This window comes from Verrucomicrobium sp. GAS474, from assembly GCF_900105685.1.
Classification (GTDB): domain Bacteria; phylum Verrucomicrobiota; class Verrucomicrobiia; order Methylacidiphilales; family GAS474; genus GAS474.
This window is the reverse complement of sequence record NZ_LT629781.1, coordinates 3,361,286-3,384,293: the sequence shown is the minus strand read 5'-3', so window position 1 is coordinate 3,384,293 and position 23,008 is coordinate 3,361,286. Positions and strand designations below refer to the sequence as shown.

The 23,008-nt window shown below is 64.9% G+C and carries 29 protein-coding genes; 21 read left to right on the top strand and 8 right to left on the bottom strand.

The genetic code is table 11. The annotated features are described in order from the left end of the window. Position 1: 1 nt before the first annotated feature. From rplE to BLU04_RS16635, 17 genes are all read left to right on the top strand, one after another. Positions 2-619, top strand: coding sequence for a 50S ribosomal protein L5 (rplE, locus tag BLU04_RS14370; protein WP_093287524.1), 618 nt, complete (start codon positions 2-4; stop codon positions 617-619). A 9-nt stretch (positions 620-628) separates the two neighbouring features. Continuing rightward, positions 629-814 (top strand): type Z 30S ribosomal protein S14, encoded by a 186-nt coding sequence (locus BLU04_RS14365; RefSeq protein ID WP_093287521.1) that lies wholly within the window; start codon positions 629-631, stop codon positions 812-814. A 33-nt stretch (positions 815-847) separates the two neighbouring features. After that, complete coding sequence (rpsH, locus tag BLU04_RS14360; RefSeq protein WP_093287518.1) at positions 848-1,249, top strand: 30S ribosomal protein S8; 402 nt, start codon at positions 848-850, stop codon at positions 1,247-1,249. A 9-nt stretch (positions 1,250-1,258) separates the two neighbouring features. Continuing rightward, on the top strand, positions 1,259-1,801 hold the full coding sequence (gene rplF, locus BLU04_RS14355) for a 50S ribosomal protein L6 (RefSeq protein WP_093287515.1): 543 nt from the start codon (positions 1,259-1,261) through the stop codon (positions 1,799-1,801). Positions 1,802-1,828: 27 nt separating this feature from the next. Next, on the top strand, positions 1,829-2,191 hold the full coding sequence (gene rplR, locus BLU04_RS14350) for a 50S ribosomal protein L18 (RefSeq protein WP_093287512.1): 363 nt from the start codon (positions 1,829-1,831) through the stop codon (positions 2,189-2,191). 1 nt (position 2,192) lies between these two features. Next, on the top strand, positions 2,193-2,909 hold the full coding sequence (gene rpsE / locus BLU04_RS14345) for a 30S ribosomal protein S5 (RefSeq protein ID WP_093287509.1): 717 nt from the start codon (positions 2,193-2,195) through the stop codon (positions 2,907-2,909). 36 nt (positions 2,910-2,945) lie between these two features. Beyond that, complete coding sequence (rplO, locus tag BLU04_RS14340; RefSeq protein ID WP_093287506.1) at positions 2,946-3,446, top strand: 50S ribosomal protein L15; 501 nt, start codon at positions 2,946-2,948, stop codon at positions 3,444-3,446. Positions 3,447-3,680: 234 nt separating this feature from the next. Further along, positions 3,681-5,165, top strand: a complete 1,485-nt coding sequence (gene secY / locus BLU04_RS14335) for a preprotein translocase subunit SecY (RefSeq protein ID WP_093287502.1) — start codon at positions 3,681-3,683, stop codon at positions 5,163-5,165. A gap of 33 nt (positions 5,166-5,198) precedes the next feature. Then, complete coding sequence (gene map / locus BLU04_RS14330) at positions 5,199-5,963, top strand: type I methionyl aminopeptidase (protein ID WP_093287500.1); 765 nt, start codon at positions 5,199-5,201, stop codon at positions 5,961-5,963. Beyond that, a complete protein-coding gene (gene infA / locus BLU04_RS14325; protein ID WP_093287497.1) occupies positions 5,936-6,154 on the top strand; it encodes a translation initiation factor IF-1 in 219 nt (72 codons plus the stop codon). Before map ends, infA begins: the two co-directional genes overlap by 28 nt. A 48-nt stretch (positions 6,155-6,202) precedes the next feature. Continuing rightward, positions 6,203-6,319 carry a type B 50S ribosomal protein L36 gene (ykgO, locus tag BLU04_RS14320; protein WP_093287495.1) on the top strand — a complete coding sequence of 39 codons (117 nt, stop codon included), beginning with the start codon at positions 6,203-6,205 and terminating at the stop codon, positions 6,317-6,319. A 38-nt stretch (positions 6,320-6,357) separates the two neighbouring features. Beyond that, a complete protein-coding gene (gene rpsM, locus BLU04_RS14315; protein WP_093287491.1) occupies positions 6,358-6,750 on the top strand; it encodes a 30S ribosomal protein S13 in 393 nt (130 codons plus the stop codon). A 44-nt stretch (positions 6,751-6,794) separates the two neighbouring features. Continuing rightward, positions 6,795-7,349 carry a 30S ribosomal protein S11 gene (rpsK, locus tag BLU04_RS14310; protein ID WP_093287489.1) on the top strand — a complete coding sequence of 185 codons (555 nt, stop codon included), beginning with the start codon at positions 6,795-6,797 and terminating at the stop codon, positions 7,347-7,349. Between the two features lie 51 nt (positions 7,350-7,400). Then, positions 7,401-8,009, top strand: coding sequence for a 30S ribosomal protein S4 (gene rpsD / locus BLU04_RS14305; protein ID WP_093287486.1), 609 nt, complete (start codon positions 7,401-7,403; stop codon positions 8,007-8,009). Between the two features lie 94 nt (positions 8,010-8,103). Then, complete coding sequence (locus BLU04_RS14300; protein WP_093287483.1) at positions 8,104-9,117, top strand: DNA-directed RNA polymerase subunit alpha; 1,014 nt, start codon at positions 8,104-8,106, stop codon at positions 9,115-9,117. A 35-nt stretch (positions 9,118-9,152) separates the two neighbouring features. Then, positions 9,153-9,578 carry a 50S ribosomal protein L17 gene (rplQ, locus tag BLU04_RS14295; protein WP_093287481.1) on the top strand — a complete coding sequence of 142 codons (426 nt, stop codon included), beginning with the start codon at positions 9,153-9,155 and terminating at the stop codon, positions 9,576-9,578. A 102-nt stretch (positions 9,579-9,680) separates the two neighbouring features. Beyond that, complete coding sequence (locus BLU04_RS16635) at positions 9,681-9,944, top strand: DUF4177 domain-containing protein (protein ID WP_157895377.1); 264 nt, start codon at positions 9,681-9,683, stop codon at positions 9,942-9,944. A gap of 316 nt (positions 9,945-10,260) precedes the next feature. Here the strand turns inward: BLU04_RS16635 and BLU04_RS14290 are convergent, their stop codons facing one another. The 8 genes from BLU04_RS14290 to BLU04_RS14255 form a co-directional block, all read right to left on the bottom strand. Next, complete coding sequence (locus tag BLU04_RS14290) at positions 10,261-10,701, bottom strand: nucleoside deaminase (RefSeq protein WP_093287478.1); 441 nt, start codon at positions 10,699-10,701, stop codon at positions 10,261-10,263. A 16-nt stretch (positions 10,702-10,717) separates the two neighbouring features. Next, positions 10,718-11,098, bottom strand: coding sequence for a molybdenum cofactor biosynthesis protein MoaE (locus BLU04_RS14285; RefSeq protein ID WP_093287476.1), 381 nt, complete (start codon positions 11,096-11,098; stop codon positions 10,718-10,720). Positions 11,099-11,115: 17 nt separating this feature from the next. Then, positions 11,116-11,352, bottom strand: a complete 237-nt coding sequence (locus BLU04_RS14280) for a MoaD/ThiS family protein (protein WP_093287473.1) — start codon at positions 11,350-11,352, stop codon at positions 11,116-11,118. 7 nt (positions 11,353-11,359) lie between these two features. Continuing rightward, positions 11,360-12,415: a GTP 3',8-cyclase MoaA gene (moaA, locus tag BLU04_RS14275; protein ID WP_231964872.1), complete on the bottom strand. Its 1,056-nt coding sequence runs from the start codon at positions 12,413-12,415 to the stop codon at positions 11,360-11,362. Between the two features lie 6 nt (positions 12,416-12,421). Then, positions 12,422-13,342: a hypothetical protein gene (locus BLU04_RS14270; protein WP_093287470.1), complete on the bottom strand. Its 921-nt coding sequence runs from the start codon at positions 13,340-13,342 to the stop codon at positions 12,422-12,424. Between the two features lie 152 nt (positions 13,343-13,494). Beyond that, positions 13,495-14,832, bottom strand: a complete 1,338-nt coding sequence (locus tag BLU04_RS14265) for a deoxyguanosinetriphosphate triphosphohydrolase (RefSeq protein WP_093287467.1) — start codon at positions 14,830-14,832, stop codon at positions 13,495-13,497. A gap of 57 nt (positions 14,833-14,889) precedes the next feature. Beyond that, positions 14,890-15,255 carry a hypothetical protein gene (locus BLU04_RS14260; protein ID WP_093287464.1) on the bottom strand — a complete coding sequence of 122 codons (366 nt, stop codon included), beginning with the start codon at positions 15,253-15,255 and terminating at the stop codon, positions 14,890-14,892. Between the two features lie 119 nt (positions 15,256-15,374). Beyond that, complete coding sequence (locus BLU04_RS14255) at positions 15,375-17,405, bottom strand: prolyl oligopeptidase family serine peptidase (RefSeq protein WP_197672967.1); 2,031 nt, start codon at positions 17,403-17,405, stop codon at positions 15,375-15,377. Positions 17,406-17,577: 172 nt separating this feature from the next. Here BLU04_RS14255 and BLU04_RS14250 point away from each other — a divergent pair, with 172 nt between their 5' ends. From BLU04_RS14250 to BLU04_RS14235, 4 genes are read left to right on the top strand one after another with little or no spacing between them, the layout of a single operon-like run. Then, positions 17,578-19,593, top strand: a complete 2,016-nt coding sequence (locus BLU04_RS14250; RefSeq protein ID WP_162274694.1) for a prolyl oligopeptidase family serine peptidase — start codon at positions 17,578-17,580, stop codon at positions 19,591-19,593. After that, complete coding sequence (locus BLU04_RS14245) at positions 19,590-21,239, top strand: peptide ABC transporter substrate-binding protein (protein WP_093287459.1); 1,650 nt, start codon at positions 19,590-19,592, stop codon at positions 21,237-21,239. The genes BLU04_RS14250 and BLU04_RS14245 overlap by 4 nt, the downstream gene beginning before the upstream one ends. Continuing rightward, a complete protein-coding gene (locus BLU04_RS14240) occupies positions 21,236-22,153 on the top strand; it encodes an ABC transporter permease subunit (protein ID WP_093287456.1) in 918 nt (305 codons plus the stop codon). The genes BLU04_RS14245 and BLU04_RS14240 overlap by 4 nt, the downstream gene beginning before the upstream one ends. After that, positions 22,146-23,006 carry an ABC transporter permease gene (locus tag BLU04_RS14235; RefSeq protein ID WP_093287453.1) on the top strand — a complete coding sequence of 287 codons (861 nt, stop codon included), beginning with the start codon at positions 22,146-22,148 and terminating at the stop codon, positions 23,004-23,006. The genes BLU04_RS14240 and BLU04_RS14235 overlap by 8 nt, the downstream gene beginning before the upstream one ends. The last annotated feature ends 2 nt before the right edge of the window (positions 23,007-23,008 follow it).

Here is a 23,008-nt window from a genome sequence, read left to right as displayed (position 1 = left end):
CATGTCTGACTCCACTCCTCTCCCGCCCCCCGCGTTCCTGACGAAGTACAAGGAAAAGGTCGCCCCGGCCCTCCAGGCTTCGCGCAAGTACGCCAACGTCCACCAGATTCCGCAGATCGAGAAGATCGTCGTGAACACCTGCGTGAGCGCCTCGATCGACACGAAGCTCGCCCTCGAGGACGCCGTCAAGGAAATCACCGCCATCACCGGCCAGAAGCCGATCCGCACCAAGTCCAAGGTGAGCATCGCGAACTTCAAGCTCCGTGAGAACCAGGAAATCGGCGCGAAGGTCACCCTCCGCGGCCGGATCATGTGGGAATTCCTCGAACGCCTCATCGTGGCGGCCCTCCCCCGCATCCGCGACTTCCGCGGTGTCTCGAACCGCGCCTTCGACGGCCGCGGCAGCTACACCCTCGGCGTCAAGGATCACACGATCTTCCCCGAAATCGAGCTCGACAAGGTGAAGCGCACCATCGGCATGGACGTGACGATCGTCACCTCCGCCCCGACCAACGAAGAGGCCCGCGAACTTCTCGCCCTCCTCGGCATGCCCTTTACGGAACGCAAACAGCAGGCCGCGACCGCGGCAGCAGAGCCGGCAGTCGCCGGCAAGAACTAAGGATCGACTATGGCTAAAAAAGCATGGATTAACCGGCAGAAGCGGACCCCCAAGTTCGCCTCCCGCGCCTACAATCGTTGCCAGATCACCGGACGTCGCCGCGCCTTCATGCGGAAGTTCGGCGTCAGCCGCCTCACCTTCCGTGAGTTGGCCCTGGCCGCCGAAATCCCCGGCGTCACCAAGTCGAGCTGGTAAACTACCCCAACCCCTTAGAAACCAGAACCTGCCATGCAGACCGATCCTTTGGCTGACTTCCTCAGCGCCCTTCGCAACGCCTCGCGCGCCTCGAAGGCCGAAGTTGTCATGCCCTATTCCCGCCTCAAGGGCGACGTCGCGAACGTCCTCAAAGAGGAAGGCTACCTCGACTCCGTCGAGATCCTCAACAAAGACGACAACAAGATCAAGCCGAAGCTGAAGGTCACCCTTCGCGGCACGGCGAAGATCAAGACGCTGCGCGAAATCAAGCGCATCAGCAAGCCCGGCCTTCGCCGTTACGTCGGCGCCGGGGAGATCCCCCGCGTCCTCGGCGGCCTCGGCGTCTCCGTCCTCTCCACGCCCCGCGGCGTGATGGCCGGACACCGGGCGAAGCAACTCAACGTCGGGGGCGAACTCCTCCTGACCGTTTACTAAAGTAAGACTATGTCCCGCGTTGGTAATAACCCCATTCCCGTTCCCGGCGGCGTCAAGATCGCCGTCAACGGTTCCGAAATCAAGGTCGAAGGGCCCAAGGGCAAGGCTACCCACAGCCTCCCGAAGTCGCTCGTCGCCCGTCTTGAAAACAGCATCCTGACCCTCAAGAACGAGGGGACGGAACGCCAGGACCGCGCGCTGCACGGCCTTCACCGCAGCCTCCTGGCGAACCACGTCGAAGGCGTCTCCAAGGGCTTCACCAAGAAGCTCGAGATCCAGGGCGTCGGTTTCAAGGCCGCCCTCGCCGGCGACGTCCTGACCCTGAACCTCGGGTTCTCCCACCCGATCCTCTTCAAGGTCCCGCCCGCCATCAAGGTCACCGTCATCGATCCGACGAACATCCAGATCGACGGATCCGACAAGCAGCTCGTCGGCGCCGTCGCCGCCGACATCCGCGGCTACTACCCCCCCGAACCCTACAAGGGCAAGGGCGTCCGTTACTCGGGCGAAGTCGTCCGCCGCAAGCAGGGCAAGACGGCCCAGAGCAAGTAATCGCGGCCACCAACACATCATACTGCCATGCCCATTCTTACCAAAAAGGCCATCCGCAACCGGGTGCACACCCGCCTCCGCCGCAAGGTGACGGGGACCACGGAACGGCCCCGCCTCAGCATCAACTTCACTGGCCGCCACATCACCGCCCAGATCATCAACGACGAAGAGGGGAAGACCCTCGTCAGCGTTCACACGACCGAGAAGTCCCTCGACTCCGCGGCCCTGAAGCCGAACGCCAAGGGCGCCGACCACGTCGGCAAGCTCGTCGCCGAACGGGCGAAGGAGAAACAGATTGCCAAGGTCGTCTTCGACCGCGGCGGTTTCCGTTACCACGGAAAAGTTAAAGCATTGGCTGACGCGGCTCGCGCGGCCGGATTGGAATTCTAATATGGCCGACAACGTTGAAGTCAAGGAACAGCAGGCCGCGCCTGCTGTCGCAGAAACCGCCGCCGCTCCCGCTCCGGCGGCAGCTGCTGGCGCTCCCGCCCAGTCGAACTACCGCGGCGGTGGCGGACGTGGTCCCGGTGGCCGTGGCCCCGGCGGTCGTGGTCCCGGCGGCGGTGGCCGCGGTCCCCGTCGTCCCCGTAACCCCGAGCCCAAGGGCGAGGATAACGGCATCTCCGACAAGCTCGTCCACATCAATCGCTGCTCCAAGGTCGTCAAGGGCGGCCGTCGTTTCAGCTTCAGCGCCCTCGTCGTCGTCGGCGACAAGAAGGGCCGCGTCGGCATCGGTTTCGGCAAGGCCAACGAAGTCCAGGACGCCGTCAAGAAGGCGACCGAGAACGCCAAGCACCAGCTCGAGCCGATCTCCCTCAAGGATGCGACCATCCCGCACGAGGTCTTCGGCACCTTCGACGGTGGCAAGGTTCTCCTGAAGCCGGCCTCCCCCGGTACGGGCCTCATCGCCGGTTCTGCGGTTCGCGCCGTCGTCGAGCTCGCCGGCGTCAAGGACGTCCTCACGAAGTCCCTCGGTTCCGATAATCCCTACAACGTCGTCAAGGCGACGTTGGACGCGCTCCGCCAGCTCCGCACCCGCGAACAGATCTTCACGGGCCGCGGCAAGAAGGCGAAGCAGAAGGTCGTCGCGGAAGTCGCGGCTTCCTAAGCCACCGGTCACAACACTTAGCACTCCATCACGATCATGAGACTCCACGATTTGAAGCCCCGCCCCGGTGCGACGCACCGCGTCAAGCGCCTCGGCTCGGGCGAAAGCTCCGGCAAGGGCAAGACCAGCGGCAAGGGCCACAAGGGTCAGAAGGCCCGCTCCGGCGGCAGCATCCGCCTCGGTTTCGAGGGCGGCCAGATGCCCCTCATCCGGCGTATCCCGAAGCGCGGCTTTAACAACAAGGACTTCGCCACCGTCTACGCCCCCGTCAATGTCGGCGATCTCCAGGACCTGAAGGTCACGGAAATCGACGAGAAGGCGCTCCGCGCCGCGGGCCTCGTCAACGGCAACTGGGACGGCGTCAAGATCCTCGGCACCGGCGAGCTGACCAAAAAGGTCTCCGTCAAGGTCACCGCGATCAGCGAGTCGGCGAAGAAGAAGATCGAAGCCGCCGGCGGCACGATCGAGCTCGTCGCGAAGGCTCAGAAGGCCCCCAAGGCCAAAGCTCCCCAGGCGACGAAGGCCAAGGCGGCCTAAGCCCCCTTCCCACCATCCCGGCCCCTGTTCCTCTTCCTCTCCCCGCGCGGGGAGGGGAGAGGAGGAGGGATCGAGAAAGAGGAACCGCCCCGGCTGCCGCCCTGTTCAAGGCAGTTCAAGGGCGGTTTTTTATTTTATCTCGCATCCGTCGCGAAAGGCCCTTGCAGTTCTCCCCCGGTTCGGGGCATTTTAAGAGCCCTTTCATTTCTCACTTTTTCAAGAAAACCGATCACCATGTTCTCCGCGTTCACCAATAGCTTCAAGATTCCGGAACTCCGCCAGCGCATTCTCTTCACCCTGGCCCTCCTCGTCGTCGTCCGCGTCGGCGCGGCGATTCCCTGCCCCGGGGTCAACACGCAGGTCCTCGGGGAGTTCTTCTCCAAGATCGTCGACCAGCAGTCGCAGGGCTCGGTGATCGGAATGTTCAATCTCTTCAGCGGCGGCGCCCTCGAAAATTGCGCCCTCTTCTCCCTCGGCGTCATGCCCTACATCAGCGCCAGCATCATGATGCAGCTCATGACGGCGGTGATCCCCAGCCTGGCGAAGCTGGCCCGCGAGGAAGGCGGCCGCCAGAAGGTGACCCAGTATTCCCGCGTCCTCACCCTCATCCTCTGCCTCGTCCAGGGCTACCTCCTCGCCCTCGGCTTCGAGAAGCCGGAGAGCATCCCGTTCCTCAGCGGCATCGGCAGCGTCGTCGCTCAGCTCGGCATGCCCCTCGTCGCCGATCCGGGCTGGGGCTTCCGCATCATGACCGTCATCTCCCTCACCACCGGGACGATGATCCTCATGTGGCTCGGCGAGCAGATCACCGAGAAGGGGATCGGCAACGGCGTCTCCCTCATCATCACCGTCGGCATCCTGGCCCGCTTCCCCGCGGCCCTCGTCAACGGCTGGCAGAAGCTGATCTCCGGCGGAAGCCCGCTCCTCGTCATCCTCCTCCTCCTCTTCCTCCTCGTCGTCATCGCGGGGACGATCGCCATGACCCAGGCGGTCCGGAAGATCATCGTCCAATATGCGAAGCAGGTGCGCGGGAACAAGGTCTACGGCGGCCAGTCGTCGTTCCTCCCGCTGAAGGTGAACTACGCGGGGGTCATGCCGATCATCTTCGCCCAGGCCATCCTCCTCTTCCCGGCCGTCCTCATGGGCTTCGTCTCGAAGTCCCAGTGGGTCGCCTCGATCGCGCAGAGCCTCGCCTCGGGCTGGCTCCACTACACCTTCACGGTGCTGATGATCCTCTTCTTCTCCTACTTCTGGGTCGCCACGCAGTTCAATCCCGTCCAGATCGCCGACGATCTGAAGAAGCACGGCGGCTTCATCCCCGGCGTCCGTCCCGGCCAGCCGACCGCCGACTTCCTCGACTTCACGATGACCCGCCTGACCCTCGCCGGGGCGACCTTCCTCGCCGTCCTCGCGGTGCTGCCGATGATCATCCAGTATTGGCTCCGCGTCCCCGCCCTCACGGCGCAGTTCTTCGGCGGCACCAGCCTCCTCATCATGGTCGGCGTCGTCCTCGACACGATGCGCCAGACCGAGACCTACCTCCTCCAGCGCCACTATGACGGCTTCCTGAAGCGCGGCAAGGTCAAGGGCCGTTCCGCCACCGCCTCCTCCTCGCAGGGGAACGGCGCGTCGAGCGACGCCGTCATCTGGCTCTGGACGGGCATCGCCGTCGTCGTCGTCGCGGGGATCGCCATCTTCCTCAGCCACCACGCCCGCTAACTTTTACGCGCCGCCCCTTCGCGCCTTCCTGCCGTGATTCCCATCAAACGCCCCGCCGAGATCGAGGGGATGCGGCGGGCCGGGGCATGTGTCGCCGAGGTGCTGGAGAAGACGGCGGCGATCATCGCCCCTGGACTCACGACGCGCGAGGTCGACGCCTTCGCGGCGGCTGAGATCGCCCGCCTCGGCGCGAAGAGCGCCTTCCTCGGCTATCGCGGCTTCCCCGGCAACATTTGCATCTCGGTCAACGAGGAGGTCGTCCACGGCATCGGCGGCTCCCGCCGCCTCCAGGTCGGCGACGTCGTGAAGCTCGACGTCGGCCTCATCAAGGAAGGCTGGATCGGCGACACCGCGACGACCGTCCCCGTCGGCATCGTCGAGCCCGCCGTCGCGAAGCTCCTCGACGTCACCCGCGCCTCCCTCTACGAGGGGATCGCCCAGGCGAAGGACGGAAACCGCGTCGGCGATATTTCCCACGCCGTCGAGCAGTACGTCATCCGCCACGGCTTCACCGTCGTCCGCGAGTTCGTCGGCCACGGCGTCGGACGGAAGCTCCACGAGGAGCCCCAGGTGCCGAACTACGGCCGCCCCCGCAACGGCCCGAAGCTCAAGGCCGGCATGACCCTCGCCATCGAGCCCATGGTCAACATGGGCCGTTGCGATGTCCGCATCCTCGCCGACGGCTGGACCGTCGTGGCCACCGACGGGCTGAAGTCGTCCCATTTCGAACACGTCGTCCTCGTCACCGAGGGCGAACCGGAAATCCTCACATGTCGAGCCGCGACTGCATCGAAGTAGAAGGCATCGTCCTGGACGTCCTCCAGAACGGCGTTTTCCGGGTCGAGCTGGCGAACGGGCATCGTCTGTTGGCGCACGTTTCCGGCGAAATGCGAATGAATTTAACAAAAGTATTGCAAGGCAGCAAAGTCCTGCTAGAAATTTCACCTTACGACTTGAGTCGAGGACGCATTGTCTCTCGACGGGAATAGTTGTAAGCAAACTTGACTCACAAAGAGTCAAGAACATTTTTTTATTTTATGAAGGTCAGAGCCTCAGTTAAGCGTCGTACGGCGGATTGTCAGGTCATCCGTCGCAAAGGGCGTATTTACATCATCAACAAGAAGAATCCGCGCCTGAAACAGCGTCAAGGCTGATTCGCGGGAACTCGTTACTTAGCATCCAAGGAAAATATATGCCGCGCTTATTGGGAGTTGATATTCCTGGCGACAAACGCCTCGAAGCCTCTTTGCCTTACATTTACGGAATCGGGCCGACCCGTTCCAAGCAGATCTGCGAACTCGCCGAAATCGACCCGAACATCCGGGCGAAGGAGCTGACCGACCAGCAGCTTAACCGGATCATCACCGTCATCCAGGACAACAAGTTCGTCATCGAAGGCGACCTGCGCCGGGAACTCCAGCAGAACCTGAAGCGCCTCCAGGCCATCAATTCTTACCGGGGCATCCGCCACCGCCGGGGTCTCCCCGTTCGCGGCCAGCGCACCGGAACCAACGCCCGCACCCGCAAGGGCCCGCGGAAGACCGTTGGCGTCGTCCGCAACAAGGACGCGAAGGCCGGCAAATAAGCGCGACCCAAATCCGCGTTCCAACCCCAGACCCGCAACCAGTCATGTCCGACGAAGTCAAGAAGCAGCCCAAGGCCGAGGCGTCCGCCGCCCCCGCCGCCACGGCAGAAAAGAAGCCCGCCGCCCCCAAGGGCAAGAAGGCGGAAGCCGCCGCCCCCGCGCCGGCGCCCGCCCCCGACCTTTCCCTCGATCTCTCCCTCGATCCCAACATCATCGAGAAACCGAAAATCGTCAAGGCCAAGGGAAGCAAGAACATCCACATCGGCGTCGCCCATGTGCTTGCCTCCTTCAACAACACGATCGTCTCGATCACCGATCTCAGCGGCAACGTCATCGGTTGGTCCAGCGCCGGCAAGTGCGGTTTCCGCGGCTCGAAGAAGTCGACCGCCTACGTCGCCCAGGTCGTGACGCAGGATGCCTGCCGCCAGGCCATGTCCCACGGGTTGAAGGAAGTCAGCGTCCGGGTCAAGGGCCCGGGCACGGGTCGTGAATCGGCCGTCCGCGCCCTCCAGGCCGTCGGCCTCGAGGTCACGACGATCCTCGACGTCACCCCCGTCCCCCACAACGGCTGCCGCCCGCGCAAGCAGCGCCGCGTCTGATGCGCCGCGTCGCATCACGGAACCCCTTACTTATCCCCTAGGAGAAAAATCATGGCTCGTTATACCGGCCCCCGCACCAAAAAAAGCCGCCGTTTCGGCGCCCCCATCTTCGGCCCCAGCAAGGCGCTCGAACGTCGTCCCTACGCCCCCGGCCAGCACGGCGAAAAAAGCCGCCGCAAGGTCTCGGAATACGGCGTCGCCCTCGGCGAAAAGCAGAAGCTGAAGCTCATGTACGGCGTTCTCGAACGCCAGTTCCGCCGCTACTTCGAGGCGGCGCAGAAGAAGCGCGGCGTAACCGGCCTCCTCCTGCTCCAGATCCTCGAGTCCCGGCTCGACAACGTCGTCTTCCGCCTCGGCCTCGCCAATTCCCGCCGCTCCGCCCGGCAGTTCATCAGCCACGGCCACATCCTCGTGAACGGCAAGAAGGTCACCATCGCCAGCTACAACACCAAGCCCTCCGAGGTCGTTGAAGTCGTCGACAAGCCCAATGCCCGCAAGCTCGCCGAGAAGAACCTCGAGATCATGCAGATCGCCCCCGTCCCTGCCTGGCTCTCGCTCGACAAGGGTGCCTTCAAGGGTGAGATCCAGCGGATCCCGAGCCGCGAGGAGATCGCCCCGATCGCCAACGAGCAGCTCGTCGTCGAACTCTACTCGCGCTAAACCCTCGCTTACCTGAAGGGGCTTCGGCCCCGCTGCGGCCCCCTTCAGGCGCGAGACCCACCCGCTTAACTCAACCGGACACAACCCTACTGCTATGCCCATCCGTTTAGGCCGTTTTGAAATCCCGAACCGCCTCGTCAAGGACGAAGCGAGCGCGACGCCCACCTATGCCAAGTTCGTTGCCGAGCCCTTCGAGGCCGGCTACGGGCATACCATCGGCAACTCCCTCCGCCGCGTCCTCCTCTCCTCCCTGGAAGGGGCCGCCATCACCTCGGTGAAGATCGAGGGCGCGCTCCACGAGTTCGCCACGCTGCCGGGCGTCGTCGAAGACGTCACCGACATCGTCCTCAACCTGAAGAAGGTCCTCTTCAAGTTCCCGAACCGCGAGCCCCGCACCTTCTTCCTCAGCGTGACGAAGGAAGGCTCCGTGACGGCGGGCGACATCAAGGTCGACGCCGGCGTCGAGGTCCTGAACCCCGATCTGGTCATCGCCACCCTCGACAAGAAGCAGCGCTTCGACGCCGAGATCGAAGTCCGCGTCGGCCGCGGCTTCGCCACCGCCGACCTGAACAAGAAGCCGGAACAGTCGATCGGCGTCATCGCCATCGACTCCCTCTTCTCCCCCGTCCGCAAGGTCAAGTATGCGGTCGAGAACACCCGCGTCGGCCAGCGCACCGATTACGACAAGCTCGTCCTCGAAATGTGGACCGACGGCCGCCTGACGCCCGACGAGGCCCTCCTCCAGTCGTCCGCGATCCTGCGCCACCACCTCGACATCTTCGTCAACTACAGCGAAGAGCCCATCGAGTTCGAGGAGACGAAGCCCGTCGCCCGCGAAGAGGACAGCAAGCTCAAGAAGCTCCTCAACATGAGCGTCAACGAGATCGAGCTCTCTGTCCGCGCCGCCAACTGCCTCAACAACGCCAACATCACCACCGTCGGTCAGCTCGCGATGAAGACCGAGGCGGAGATGCTCAAGTACCGCAACTTCGGCAAGAAGTCGCTCAACGAGATCAAGGACAAGCTCCTCTCGCTGAACCTCTCCCTTGGCATGAAGTTCGACACCAATCTCCTCGACAATCCCGTCGAGGCCGCGCCCATCGAGTAATCGAAGCGCTTTACCATCCATCAGGAGTTTGAATCATGCGCCATTTACGCAAAGTCACGAAGCTGGGACGCACTTCCAAGCATAAGGAAGCCCTCGTCGCCAACCTCGTCAGCAGCCTCATCCAGCACAGCCGGATCCAGACCACCCTCGCCAAGGCGAAGGTGATCCGCCCGGTTGCCGAAAAGCTCGTCACCCTCGCCAAGGGCGGCACCCTTCACGACCGCCGTCTGGCCGTCTCCCGCATCCGCAACAAGGACGCGGTGAAGAAGCTCTTCGCCGAAATCGGACCGCGCTTCCAGGATCGCCAGGGTGGCTACACCCGCATCCTGAAGCTCGGCCATCGCACCACCGACGCGGCGAAGATCGCCCTCATCGAGTGGGTCGATTACCAGCTCCCCGGCACCGAGGCGAACGCCTCCGCCGCGGCCGCTGCGACGGTCGAGGAAAAGAAGGCTGAATAAGCCTGCTTTCCCAAGCTTTAAAAAACCCCGGAGGTGACTCCGGGGTTTTTTGTTGAGGAGGAGAAGGCTTGAGTGGGCTACAAAATGCCTTAGCGTGAGGCAATGAACAAATACTTCTCTGCCGTGGGGCTTTTGCTTCTGGCTTTGGTGCTGATTTTTGCTGTTACCGAGCGTTCCCGGGCGCAGACGGCTCCGGCTCCCGGCGTTCGATGGGAGTATAAGCTTTTGACTGGAAGCTATCTGTCCGAACGAGAGTTAAACGATCTGGGAAAAGAAGGATGGGAGGCCGTTACTGCAACGCCGACGGAAATCGCCGAGGGTTCTTTGAGGCGTTGGAGCATCATCATGAAGCGTCCCTTGAAATAGCATGGGGATGCCGATCCCGAAGGGATCAAAGGCGGGTAGCCGAGGTTTGAGGACGTAGCCCGGCACTCTCTGGAAAGGGGGGCGGAGGGCTTTCGAGGTGCGCCCCGGTCATCTTCAACGGGAAGAGATCCTGTTTTCGAGGCGCGATTTGATGGGCTTAATACCGGTGGTGTCGCTTCGCTCAACCACCGGCTACCGGCTGACACCCCTCCGGGGTGTTTTAAAAGCGTTTAGCGGCGGTGTGCAGGTGAAACGAAAACCAGGACTGCCACGAAGAGAAAGGTAGCGCGATCCAAATCATAGAAACCCGCCTGCCTTAAACCCCGATATCTTCGTTCCACAGCGTCGGCTCTTCGGCGATGAATTTCTCCATCAGCTCGATGCAGGTGGGGTCGTTGACGACTTCGACGGTGATGCCTTGGCTACGGACGTACTCCTCGGGCCCCTGGAAGGTCTTGTTCTCCCCGACGACGATCTTGGGGATGTCGTAGAGGAGGGCCGCGCCGCTGCACATGGGGCAGGGGGAGAGGGTGGAGTAGAGGACGCACTCGCGGTAGAGCGCGCCGGGCTGGCGTCCGGCGTTTTCCAGGCAATTCATCTCGGCGTGGTGGATGACGCTGCCGTGTTGGACGCGCTGGTTGTGGCCCCGGCCGATGATCTTGCCGTTGTGGACGAGGACGGAGCCGATGGGGATGCCGCCGGCTGCCCGGCCTTTGCGGGCTTCTTCGATCGCGGCTTGGAGGAAGGGGTCTGCCATGGGAGGGGAACGTTATTCAGATTTTCCAGATCGGCACGTCTTCTTTCATCCGGTCGATCAGGAGTTTGGCGAAGGCGAAGGCCTCGGCGCGGTGCTTGGCGGCGACGCGGACGTGGAGGGAGGCTTCCCGGGTGGTGACGTGGCCGAGGCGGTGGAGGAAGGAGACGGAGCGGCAGGGGTGGTCCTTTTCGAGCTCGGCGCAGATGCGGCGGAGCTCTTTCTCGGCCATGGGAAGGTAGGCCTCGTAGTCGAGGCCGGGAATGGGCTCCCCGTTTTCGAGGCTCCGGACGACGCCGTAGAAGTCGACGATAGCCCCGACTTCGCTGTCCTGCGCCAGGGGGAAGGCGGGCGGGGCGACGGTGATGGGCCGGTCGGTGAAGGCGATGGAGACCTGCATGGGCGTTCCGGGGCGGCCTAGCCGCCGCTGACGGGGGGAAGGATGGCGAGTTCCCGGGCGGTTTCGGGGATCGAGGCGTCCCACTCGATGTATTCCTGGTCGAGGGCGGGGCGGGTGCCGCGCGGGAGGGAGAGGCGGGCCTGGGGGAAGTGGCGGTCGAGGAAGGTGGAGGGAGTATCGCCGGGGAGGAGGGCTGCTTCGATCTCGGAACTGCCGAGGATGTCCCGGGCGCGGGCGAAGGCGAGGAGGCGCATGAGAACGCTAACCGCCGATGGCGGTCATGACGCGGGAGGGCTGGTAGTTGTTGCGGAAGAGGTGTTCGAGAGGTTTCTCGGCGAGGGTCTGCAGGAAGAGGGAGTCGAGGGTGGCGGCGACTTCGGAGGCGGGCTGGCCGGAGCGGAGGGCGGCTTTCAGGTCGATCTCGAGGTGGTTGCCGAGGCAGGGGCGGAGCTTGCCGTCGGAGGTGAGGCGGACCTTGTTGCAGGCGTCGCAGAAATGGAGGTCGGTGAGGGCGCCGATGAAGCCGAGGGTCGCTCCGGTCTCCTTCATCCGGTAATACTTCGCGGGACCGTGGCCGGGGGGCTTGCCGACTTCGAGGGGGATCATCTCGCTCCGGGCGGCGAGGCGCTGGAAGACTTCGCCCGCGGGGAGGAAATTCGACTCGTTGAGCATCTCGGTGAGGCTGATCGGCATGAGCTCGATGAAGCGGAGGGCGGTGTCGTTCCGGGCGGCGAAGGCGACGAGGGCGTCGATCTGGTCCTCGTTCTTGCCGCGCATGAGGACGGTGTTGAGCTTGATCGAGGGGAAGCCGAGGGCCTTGCAGAGGGCGATCCCTTCGAGGACGGGGGCGATGTGGCCCCGGGTGATGTGGTGGTAGGTGTCGGGATCGAGGGCGTCGAGGCTGATGTTGATCCGCTCCAGGCCCGCCTTGCGGAGGGCGGGGGCGAGCTCGGGGAGGCGGGTGCCGTTGGTGGTCAGCTGGACGGTCTCGACGCCGGGGGTGGCGACGAGGCGCTCGATGAAGTCGACGATGCCGTCCCGGATGAGGGGTTCCCCCCCGGTGACGCGGAAGTGGCGGAAGCCGCGCCGGACGGCGGCCCGGACGATGGCGAGGAACTCGTCCCAGGTGAGAAGCTCCTCCCGGTCGGTCCAGGCGGAAAAGCTTTCCGGGAGGCAATAGAGGCACCGCTCATTGCAGCGGTCGGTGACGGAGAGGCGGAGGTAGTCGACTTTCCGGGGGACGACGGCGGCGCTGGCGGCCGGAAGATCCCGGATCGCCGCGTGGAGTGCCGTCGTCGGCTCGGAGGCCATGCTCATACCCTTTTAATGTCCGGGCGAATAGTGGAGGACGCAAACGGCTTTTTCGGTCGCGCCAGGGGCGAGGAGGCGGAGGCCTTCGCCATGGTGGATGGCGTTGGGGAGGCCGAGCCACGGCTCGATGCAATAGAAGTCGGATTCGGGCTTCTCGGTCCAGGTGGTGACGGTGTGCCAGGGGACGGCGTTGCCGGAGGGGTTGAGGTCGAAGGCGATCTTCGCCCCGGTCGAGCGGTCGAGGGCGGCGAAGGTGGTTTCGAGGGGACCGGTGTGGAAGCGGTCGACGAGGTCGGGATCGCCGAGGGTGGTGTCGGCGGGCGGGGTGGCGTTCCAGACCGGGTTGCCGTCGTCGCCGCGATAGCCGGCCTTGGCGAAGGGAAGATCGATCTCCCAGGCGTCCCGGTCCTTGGCGGGGATGTTGAAGTAGAAATGGTGGCCCGCGTAGTAGGGGAGGGGGGCCGAGCCGGGGGCGCCGGTGTTCGTGGTGATGAATTGGACTTCGAGGGAGGTCTCGGTCAGCCGATAGACGACCTCGAAGCGGAAGGCGAAGGGATAGGCGAGGCGGGTCGCCTCGGTGTCGGTGATCGCCATCCGGAGTTCCAGGGAATCGATGCTCTCGAGGACTTCGTAGGGCATCTCCCGGGCGAAGCCGTGGGCGGGGAGGTCGCGGACGACCCCGGCGGCGTCCTTCCACTTGCCGAGGACGCCGTCGACGTAGTGGCGGGCGATGAAGGGAAAGAGGATCGGGTCGCCGCCGCGGATCTTCGTCGGTGCCGACCAATCGGCGTCGGCGGGCCAGCGGATGATCTGCTTCCCTCCGAAGCTCCATTCGAGGAGCTGCGCGCCGTGCTGCGGAGCGATGAGGATGGAGGCGGTGCCGCAGGAGAGGCGGACGACGTTGCGGCCTTGGAACGAGAGGGTCTCTTTCATCGGGGGGATGGGATCAATCTACCCCGATACGGGGGCTTTTCAATGCTGATCGGGGAAAGGGGGCGCGAAGGGGGGCGCTGGGTGCTCCTTCGGGACCGGGTGGAGACCCCCCTACAGCTGGATAAAGGCTGGGGGAACCGAGGGGGACGGGCTTAGCGGCCGGGCAACGAAATCCCCTTCAGCATCTTGTACAGACTGACGGCGTAGCTATCGGTCATCCCCGAGACGAAGTCGAGGAGGTCGAGGAGCTGGTGGTAGCGGGGGAGGGTGTCGTTGCGGAACTGAGCGGGGACGAGGCGGAGGAGGGTCTTGTCCTGGGCGCTCCGGCGGGGGGAGAACTGGGCCGAAGCGAAGAGCTCGAGGAGGCCGCCGAGGACCTCGAAGCCCGCGGCCTCGATCCGGACGACCTGCTCGGAGCCGTAGATCTTCGGGATCGAGACTTTCTGGATTTTCTCCAGCGCGGGGCCGGAGGGGAAGTCGGGGAGCTTGATGAGGGGGATCATCAGTTCGCCGGCGAGGATGGAGTCGTGGTGGCGGAGGAAGGCCTGGGTGGTCTGCTGGATGGCGGAGCCGATGGCCTGGGCGCGGAGGATGCCGACGTGGTTGCGCTGGCGGTCGGGAAGCCGCTCCGCCTTCGATTTTTTCCCGATGACTTTGTCGAAGAGGGTATGGACCTCGTTGTAGGTGACGTGGCCGAGGCGAAAGCCGTCCTCGAAGTCGATGATCCGGTAGCAGATGTCGTCGGCGGCCTCGACGAGGAAGACGAGGGGATGGCGGCACCAGCCCTGGCCCTGCCGGAAGAGGCCGAGTTCCCCGGCAGCCTGGTCGAAGAGGGCGGCTTCGCTCTGGAAGTAACCGAATTTCTTCTTCGCCCAGGGCGTCGAGGGATCGCCGTGGGCGGAGGAGGGGGCGGGATATTTCGCGAAGGCCCCGAGGGCGGCGCAGGTGAGCTGGAGGCCGCCCTTGTCCTTCGCCATCTGGAGGCGGGCGAGGAGGCGGAAGCCCTGGGCGTTGCCCTCGTAGAATTCGAGGTCCTTCTGCTCGCCCTCGCTGAGGTCGGCGCGGAAGGTGTCGATGGTCTTCGAGGTCTTGAACCAATGGCGGATGGCGTCCTCGCCGGAATGGCCGAAGGGGGGGTTCCCGATGTCGTGGGCGAGGCAGGCGGAGGAGACGATGGCCCCGATGTCCGAGGGATGGAGATGGCGAAGGCGGCGGTCCCGCTTCACGAGATCCTGTCCGACGGCGGTGCCGAGGCTCCGGCCCATGCACGAGGTCTCCAGGCTGTGGGTGAGGCGGGTGTGGACGAAATCGTTGTCGGCGAGGGGGAAGACCTGGGTCTTGTCCTGGAGGCGGCGGAAGGCGGTGGAGAAGACGATCCGGTCGAAGTCCTGATGGAAGGGCGGGCGCGCCGGATCGATCGCCTCGGTCGCCTTGTCGAGTTTGCCGAGGCGGCGGTGCGAGAGGAGCTTCGGCCATTCCATCTTACTCATGAGGAGCCGAAGATGCCACTTCGGCCCCTCACGGGGAAGGCTAAACAATGGCCGACGCTATTCGTGCCAGCGGTTGACCGAGAGGGCCTGGGGGCCCGGGGAGGGGGCGTCGGAGAACGAATGGAAGTAGCGGTTGTGGGCGACCTGGGCCCCGCCGCTTTCGAGGATCGTCTTCGCGTCGTCGATGTTCCGGGCGCTGACGCAGACGAGGATGGTGCTGACGCCCGCCAGGTGGCGGAGGTAGCGGGCGAAGAGGGGGTGAGGGAGTTTCTTCAGGAACTGCTGCGGCATGAGACGGCGCAGGATGCGGATCTGCCCGCTGCGGTAGCCGGTCTTACGCAGGGTACGGACGGCGCTCGTGGCGGTTTCCAGGTCGGGAAAGGCTCCGGTGACTTTCATCACCGGCGCGGTGCGGGGTTTCATGTGGCAGACTCCAAGGTTGAGGGTTCCTACTCAACGCCCACTTGGCGTAATTACCTATAATGTCGGCCCCCCGTTTGGGGGTGTCAACGACCCCGATTATTTATGTAAACGCTTTAGTTTTATTTCGTAAGATTCTCCTGGAGAAAGAGAACCTTGGCAGCTCCGAGAAAGTCGCGGTTCGATTTTTTCGCGAAGCCGTGGCCCTCGTCCTTGGCGAGGAGGTACCAGGGGGCCTGCTTGTTTTTCTTGAGGGCGGCGACGAGCTGCTCGGCCTCGGAGGCGGGGACGCGGGGATCGTTGCCCCCGGCGACGATGAAGAGGGGGCGGGTCAGCTTCTCGGCATGGGTCAGCGGAGAGATGTCGTCGAGGATCAGGGCCATGCGGGGGTCGCGCTCGTCGCCGTATTCGACGCGGCGGAGGTCGCGGCGGTAGTCCTCGGTGTTCTTCAGGAAGGTGACGAAGTGGGTGATGCCGACCTCCTCGATCCCGGCGCGGAGTTGGTCGGGATAGTGGATTAGGGAGGCGAGGACCATGTAGCCGCCGTAGGAGCCGCCGGAGACGATGACGCGCTTCGCGTCGAGCTCCGGCTGCTTCGCGATCCAGTCGAGGAGGGCACCGATGTCCTTCACGGAATCCTCGCGCTTCTCGCCGTTGTCGAGGTCGAGGTAGCTCTTCCCGTAGCCGCTGGAGCCCCGGACGTTCGGGACGAGGAGGGCGATGCCGAGCTCGTTCACGTAGAAGGGGATCATCGCGGAGAAGCCGGGGGTGAACTGCCCCTCGGGGCCGCCGTGGATGAGGATGACGACGGGGGCAGGGCTCTTCGCGTCGGCCTTTGCGGGCTTGTAGTAGAAGGCGGGGATCTGGCGGGGTTTGGTGTCGCTCGCGCCGGGGGCGGAGGGGACGGTGTCGAAGGTGTCGTAGGCGATGAGCGTCGGGACGGGGAAGGTGGCGGTGTTGAGGCCGCCGACCTCGCTGTTGGTCCACCGCTGGAGGCTCCTTTCCGAGCTGTTTTGGGCGAGGGTGAGGACGTAGACGTCGGCGGGGTTCTGGGGGGAGTTCAGGGTGAGGCCGAGCTTCGTCCCGTCGGGCGAGAAGCTGAGGCCGCCGACCTGGCCGACGGGGATGTCGGCGGCGGGCTGGTATTCCTGGGTCTTGGGGTCGAGGAGATAGAGCTTGCCGACGCCGCCCTCGTTCGTCGTGAAGGCGAGGAGGCCGGCCTCGGGGGAGGTTTCGATCTCGTCGACGTCCCACGGGATCGCGTCGGTGAGGGACTTCAGCTTTTCCTTGTCGAGGTCGAAGTAGACGAGGCGGTGGAACTCGGAGCCCTCGTCGGAGGTGAGGTAGATCCCCTTGCCGTCGGGGCTCCAGCGGGCGTCGCCGTAGCTGATCTTCGTCTTGGTCGGATGGACGGGGGTCAGCTTCTTCGAGGAAATATCGAGGACGAAGAGGTATGATTCGGTCGCCGAGATCTCGTGCATGACGAGGAGGCGGCGGTCGTCGGGCGACCAATCGAGGGGGACCCAGGCCCCGGCGTTGGCGAGGAGGAGGCGGGCCGACTTCGCGTCGTCGGGCGAGGCGGCGTAGAGGTCCCAGTCCCGCCCGTTGCGGCCGAGGTCGTAGTAGGCGTATTGGTTCCCCTTGTGGGCCCAGCGGATGCCGCCGTGCTTGGCGGGGGTCTTGGTGTCGGTGAGGAGGGTGGAGAGGCCGGTCTGGCTGTTGAAGAAATGGATCTGGTGGTTCTCGTTGCCGCCGACGTCCTTCAGGTAGAGGAAGCCGGGGGCGTTGCCCGAACCGGCGGGGATGGGGCGGGGGAAGGCGCCGCCGATCGGTTCCTTGAAGAAGGTGAGCTGCTGGCGGTCCATGCCCGGCCCGGCGACGCGGTGGACCTGGGCCGTCTCGGCGAAGCGGGTGAGGATGAGGAGGCTGCCCGCGTTCGGTCCCTGTTCCCATCCGGCAAGGCCCGCGCCCCGGGTGCTCTGGTATTGGAGGAGGCGGTCGGAGAGGGCGGGCGGGATCGCCGGGATGTTCTCCATGACGAGGTTCCCTTTCTCGACGCGGCCCGGGATCGCGTCCGCTGCGGCGGGGGCGGGCGTGTCGGCCAGGAGAGAGGAGGTCAGGGCAAGAAAGGCGAGGGGGAAGAGGGCTTTCATGGCGGGATCGGTTCCCGCTTTGTAGCGTAGCTTTTGCAAGGGTTCAATCCTTGCGGAGGGGAGGAGAGTGATCTAATTACTCTTTGTGGATGATCGCCGCTTTTTTCTGCCATTGCTCCTCGTCGTCCTTGCCCTCGCGGGTTGTGAGCGGAAAGGGGCTCCGGTGAACGCGGTGTCTGATGATCCGTTCCTGTGGCTGGAAGACGCGAAGAGCGTCCGGACCGAGGAATGGACGGCGAAGGAAGCCGCAACGACCCGGGCGTGGCTCGACGCGCTGCCCTCGCGGCCCCTGCTGCAGAAGCGCCTTTCCGAACTCCTTTACCTCCCCGCCGTCGGCGTGCCGGAGGAGGCGGACGGCCGTTATTTCTATGCCCGGAAGGAAGCGGGGCGGGAGAAGGCGGTCGAGGTGGTGCGGGAGAAGGGGAAGGAGCGGATTCTGCTCGACCCCGAGACGTTGAGCGCCGACGGCAGCACCTCCCTCGGCGTCTGGGTTCCGAACGAGGCCGGGACGAAGGTCGCCTATTCGCTCCACCGGAACAATTCGGACGAGGCGACGCTCTACCTCCTCGACGTGGCGACGGGGAGGACGGCGGAGACCGACGTGATCCCGGGGGCGAAGTACGCCTCCCCCTCGTGGCTCCCCGACGGGAGCGGTTATTTTTACACGTGGCTCCCGGTCGATCCGGCGATCCCGACGGCCGACCGGCCCGGCCATGCGGAGGTCCGCTTCCACCGCCTCGGGACCGATCCGGCGCGGGACGAGGTCGTCCATCCGGCGACGGGCGACGCCCGGACGTTCCTCGGCGCGGGGGTCGACGAGGAGGGGCGCTACCTCATCGCGACGATCAGCCATGGCTGGTCCGAGACCGATGTTTTCTACCGCGACCTGAAATCGCCCGACGGTGGCTGGAAGGAACTGGCGAAGGGATTGAAGGGGGAGACCTCGGTGATCCCGTGGCACGGGTCCTTCACGATCCTGAGCGCCGACAGGGAATCGCACGGCGCGGTCTACCAGGTCTCCGCCGCCGATCCGGCCCGCGACAACTGGAAGGAGATCGTCCCGGCCTCGGCAGGGGTGATCCAGTCGATCTCGCTGATCGGGGGGAAGCTGGCGCTGGTCCGGACGCAGGACGCGAGCCACTCGCTCGAACTCCGCGACCTCGACGGCGGCCATCCGAAGACGGTCGAGCTGCCCGGCCTCGGGAGCCTCGGCGGCCTTTCGGGACGGGCGAAGAGCGGCGAGGCGTTCTTCCGCTTCGCCTCGTTCACGATCCCGCCCCGGATCTTCCGCCTCGACGTCGGGACGGCGAAGACGACGCTCTGGGATGAGGTGAAGTTCCCGATCGATCCCGCGCCCTACGAGGTGAAGCAGGTTTTCTACGCGTCGAAGGACGGGACGCGGGTCCCGATGTTCATCGTCGGGCGGAAGGAGGCGCTGAAGGACGGCCTGCGCGACGGGAATCATCCGCTCCTCCTCTCGGGCTACGGCGGCTTCTCGGTGACGATGGAGCCCTATTTCTCCTCCAGCCTCTATGCGTGGCTGGAGGCGGGGGGGATCTACGCGGTGGCGAACCTCCGGGGCGGGGGCGAGTACGGCGAGGAATGGCACCGGGCCGGGATGCTCGAGCGGAAGCAGAACGTCTTCGACGACTTCACCGCCGCCGCCCGGTTCCTCATCGACGGGAAGTACACGCGGGCGGAGAAGCTCGCCATCTCGGGCGGCTCGAACGGCGGCCTCCTCGTCGGCGCGGCGCTGACCCAGCATCCCGAGCTTTACCGCGCCGTCGTCTGCGCGGTGCCGCTCCTCGACATGGTCCGTTACACTCTCTTCGGCAGCGGGAGGACGTGGATCGAGGAATACGGCGATCCGGCCGATCCGGCGGCGCTGAAGTGGCTCGCGGCCTATTCCCCCTACCAGCACGTGACGAAGGGGGCGGCCTACCCCGCCGTCCTGATGCTCTCCGCCGACAGCGACGACCGGGTCGACCCGATGCACGCGCGGAAGATGATCGCGAAGCTCCAGGCCGAGGCCGCTCCCGGGAGCGGTCCCTTCCTCCTCCGCGTCCAGAAGAACGCCGGTCACGGCGGGGCCGACCTCGTCCGCTCCACTGTCGAGGAGAAGGCCGATATGTACGCCTTCCTGATCGACCGCCTCGGCGTCGACTACCCCCCGGGGCCCGCGCAATGAACCGCCTCCTGCTTCCTCTCCTGGCCTTGGCCCTGGCCTTCACCGGCTGCAAGAAGCGGGAGACCCCCGTCGAGAAGGGCGACCGCGAAGGGGTTCTCCTTCTCGGCAATGCGTCGGAGCCGAGCTCGATCGATCCCCACATGACCCAGTGGGACATGGATGGAAAGATCACGGCGGCGCTCTTCGAGGGGTTGACCGATGTCGATTCGACGACGCTCCAGCCGATTCCGGCGACGGCCTCTTCCTGGGAAATCTCGCCCGACGGGCTGACTTACACCTTCCACCTGAGGCCCGAGGCGAAGTGGTCGAACGGCGATCCCCTTACGGCCTACGACTTCCTTTACGCCGCGCGGCGGATTCTCTCGCCGAACCTCGGGTCCGAGGCGGCGCGGCATCATTTCATGGTCCACAACGCCCAGGCCTACAACCTGGGCAAGATCACCGATTTTTCCCAGGTCGGTTACGAGGTTCCCGACGCCCACACCTTCCGCCTTCATCTCGACTATCCCGTTCCCTACCTCCTTTATTTGATGTCGGGCGATCCGTGGTATCCGATTCACCAGAAAACGATCGAAAAATTCGGAGCCATCGACCAGCGGGACACCGCCTGGACGTTGCCGGGGAACCTCGTCGGCAACGGGGCCTTCACGCTGAAGAAATGGAAGGTGAACGACGTGATCGAGGTGGTGAAGAATCCCTACTATTGGGACGCCGCGCAGGTCCGCCTCAACGCGATCCGGTTTTTCCCCATCGGAAGCCAGGATAGCGAGGAGCGGGCGTTCCGCTCCGGCCAGATCCATGTGACCTTCTCGATGCCGCTCTCGAAGATCGACGGGTACCGCGCCCATCATCCGGAGTTCTTCCAGAACGGGCCGATCCTGGTCAGCTATTTCTATCAGTTCAACGTCGATCGCAAGCCGTTCGACAAGGTCGAGGTGCGCCGCGCCCTCGCGCTGGCGATCGACCGGGAGAGCATCGTGAAGGAAGTGATGCGGGGGGGGCAGGTTCCAGCCTATCGTCTCACGCCGCCGGGCATGGGGGCTTATGACGTCGACGATAGCGGGCCGATGTTTTCCGCCGATCTGGCCGAGGCGAAGCGGCTCCTGGCCGCCGCAGGATATCCCGACGGGAAGGGTTTTCCCAAGGTCGAGCTGCTCTACAACACCAGCGAGGGGCATCGTCGCATTGCCGAGGCGATCCAGCAGATGTGGAAGAAGAATCTCGGGATCGACGTCACGCTCTACAACCAGGAAGCGAAAGTCTACTACGAGACGCTTCAGAAAAAGGATTACCAGGTGGCGCGCATGGGGTGGGGCGGCGGCTACTTCGACCCGACGGCTTTCCTCGACATCATGCGGGGCGATGCCGAAAACAACCACACCGGTTGGGCGAATCCCCGGTACGACGGACTGATGGAACAGGCCAAGCGGACGGCCGACGCCCGGGCGCGGCTCGTGCTCCTGAAGCAGGCGGAACATCTTCTCATGGACGAGATGCCGCTCATGCCGATCTACTTCTACACGAAACCGCTGTTGGTCCGACCCGAGGTGCAGGGATGGAGGCCGAACCTGCTGGAGGCCCATTCCTACAAGACCCTGTGGCTCGATCCGGCGAAGGCCGGACAGGCCCGATTGGAGAAACAATGATCCGCTTCCTCGCCCGGCGCCTGCTGGAGATGATCCCCGTCCTCTTTGTCATCGCGACGCTCTCGTTCTTCCTGATCCGGCTCGCGCCGGGGGGGCCGTTCTCCGGCGAGAAGGCGCTGCGGAAGGAGACGCTGGCGGTACTGAACCATCACTACGGCCTCGACCAGCCGCTCGGCGTCCAATACGTCCGCTACATGGGGAATCTCCTCCATGGCGACCTCGGCCCCTCGTTCAAGTACCCGACGCGGAGTGTGAACGAGCTGATCGCGCAGGCGTTCCCGGTCTCGGCCGAGCTGGGGCTCTGGGCGCTCGGCTTCGCCCTCCTCGTCGGCGTCCCGCTGGGGATGGTGGCGGCGCTGAAGGCCGACACGCCCGCCGACTGGATTCCGATGGCGGGGGCGATGCTCGGCATCTGCCTGCCGTCGTTCGTCCTCGGGCCGCTCCTCATCCTCTTCTTCGCCTTCACCCTCGGCTGGTGCGACGCCTCGGGATGGTTCGATTGGAACAACCGTCTCCTCCCCGCGCTGACGCTCGGCATCGGGGCGGCGGCCGTCCTGGCCCGGATGACGCGGGCGGGGATGCTCGAGGTCCTTTCCCAGGATTACATCCGAACGGCGCGGGCGAAGGGCGTCACCGAGTGGGCCGTCGTCTTCCGTCACGCCATCCGGGGCGGGATGACGCCGGTCCTCTCCCTCATGGGCCCGGCGACGGCGGGGGTGCTGACGGGATCGTTCGCCGTCGAGTCGATCTTCCAGATCCCGGGCCTCGGAGGGTTCTTCGTCACGGCGGCCTTCAACCGGGACTACACGATGGTGCTGGGGACGATCCTCTTCTACGCCGTGCTGCTGCTGGTCTTCAACCTGATCTTCGACATGGTCCTCATCGCGATCAACCCGAGGCTGAAGTATGAGTGATCACCTCCCCGTCTCGGCCCAGCCCGGCGTCTGGAAGCGGTTCCGGCGGCGGCCGCTCGCCTTCTACTCCCTCTGGTTCCTGCTGGGGCTGATCGTCCTGGTCGTCGCGGGGCCATGGCTCTGCGGCCAGTCCTATGCGGCGAACAACCTCGCCCTCGGCGCGACGGGGCCGGGCCGCGCCCATTGGTTCGGGACCGACGAGCTGGGGCGCGACCTCTTCGTCCGCATCCTCTACGGCGGGCGGATCTCGTTCTCCGTCGGCCTCTGCGCCACGGCGGTCTCCCTCGTCATCGGCGTCGTCTACGGGGCGATCTCGGGCTATTGCGGCGGGTGGATCGACTCGGTGCTGATGCGGGCGGTCGACATCCTTTACGCGCTTCCGTTCACTGTCTTCGTCATCCTGCTGACGGTCTTCTTCGGCCATAACTTCATCCTCCTCTTCGTCGCCATCGGGGCGGTGGAGTGGCTCTCGATGGCCCGGATCGTCCGGGGGCAGGTCCAGTCCCTCCGGCAGCAGGACTTCGTGGCGGCGGCGCGGATCCTCGGCTCCTCGGAGCGGAGTATCGTCTTCCGGCACCTGATCCCGAACGCCATCGGCCCGGTGATCGTCTACGCGACACTGACCGTCCCGGCAGTCATGCTGACCGAGGCGTTCCTCAGCTTCCTCGGCCTCGGCGTCCAGCCCCCGATGAGTTCGTGGGGCTCGCTGATCGACGACGGCGCGAAGGTGATGGAGGAGTTCCCGTGGCTGATCGTCTTCCCCTCCGTGGCGCTGGGGGCGACGATCCTCTCGCTGAACTTCGTCGGCGACGGGCTGCGCGACGCGTTCGATCCGAAGAAGACGGGGCGCTAGCC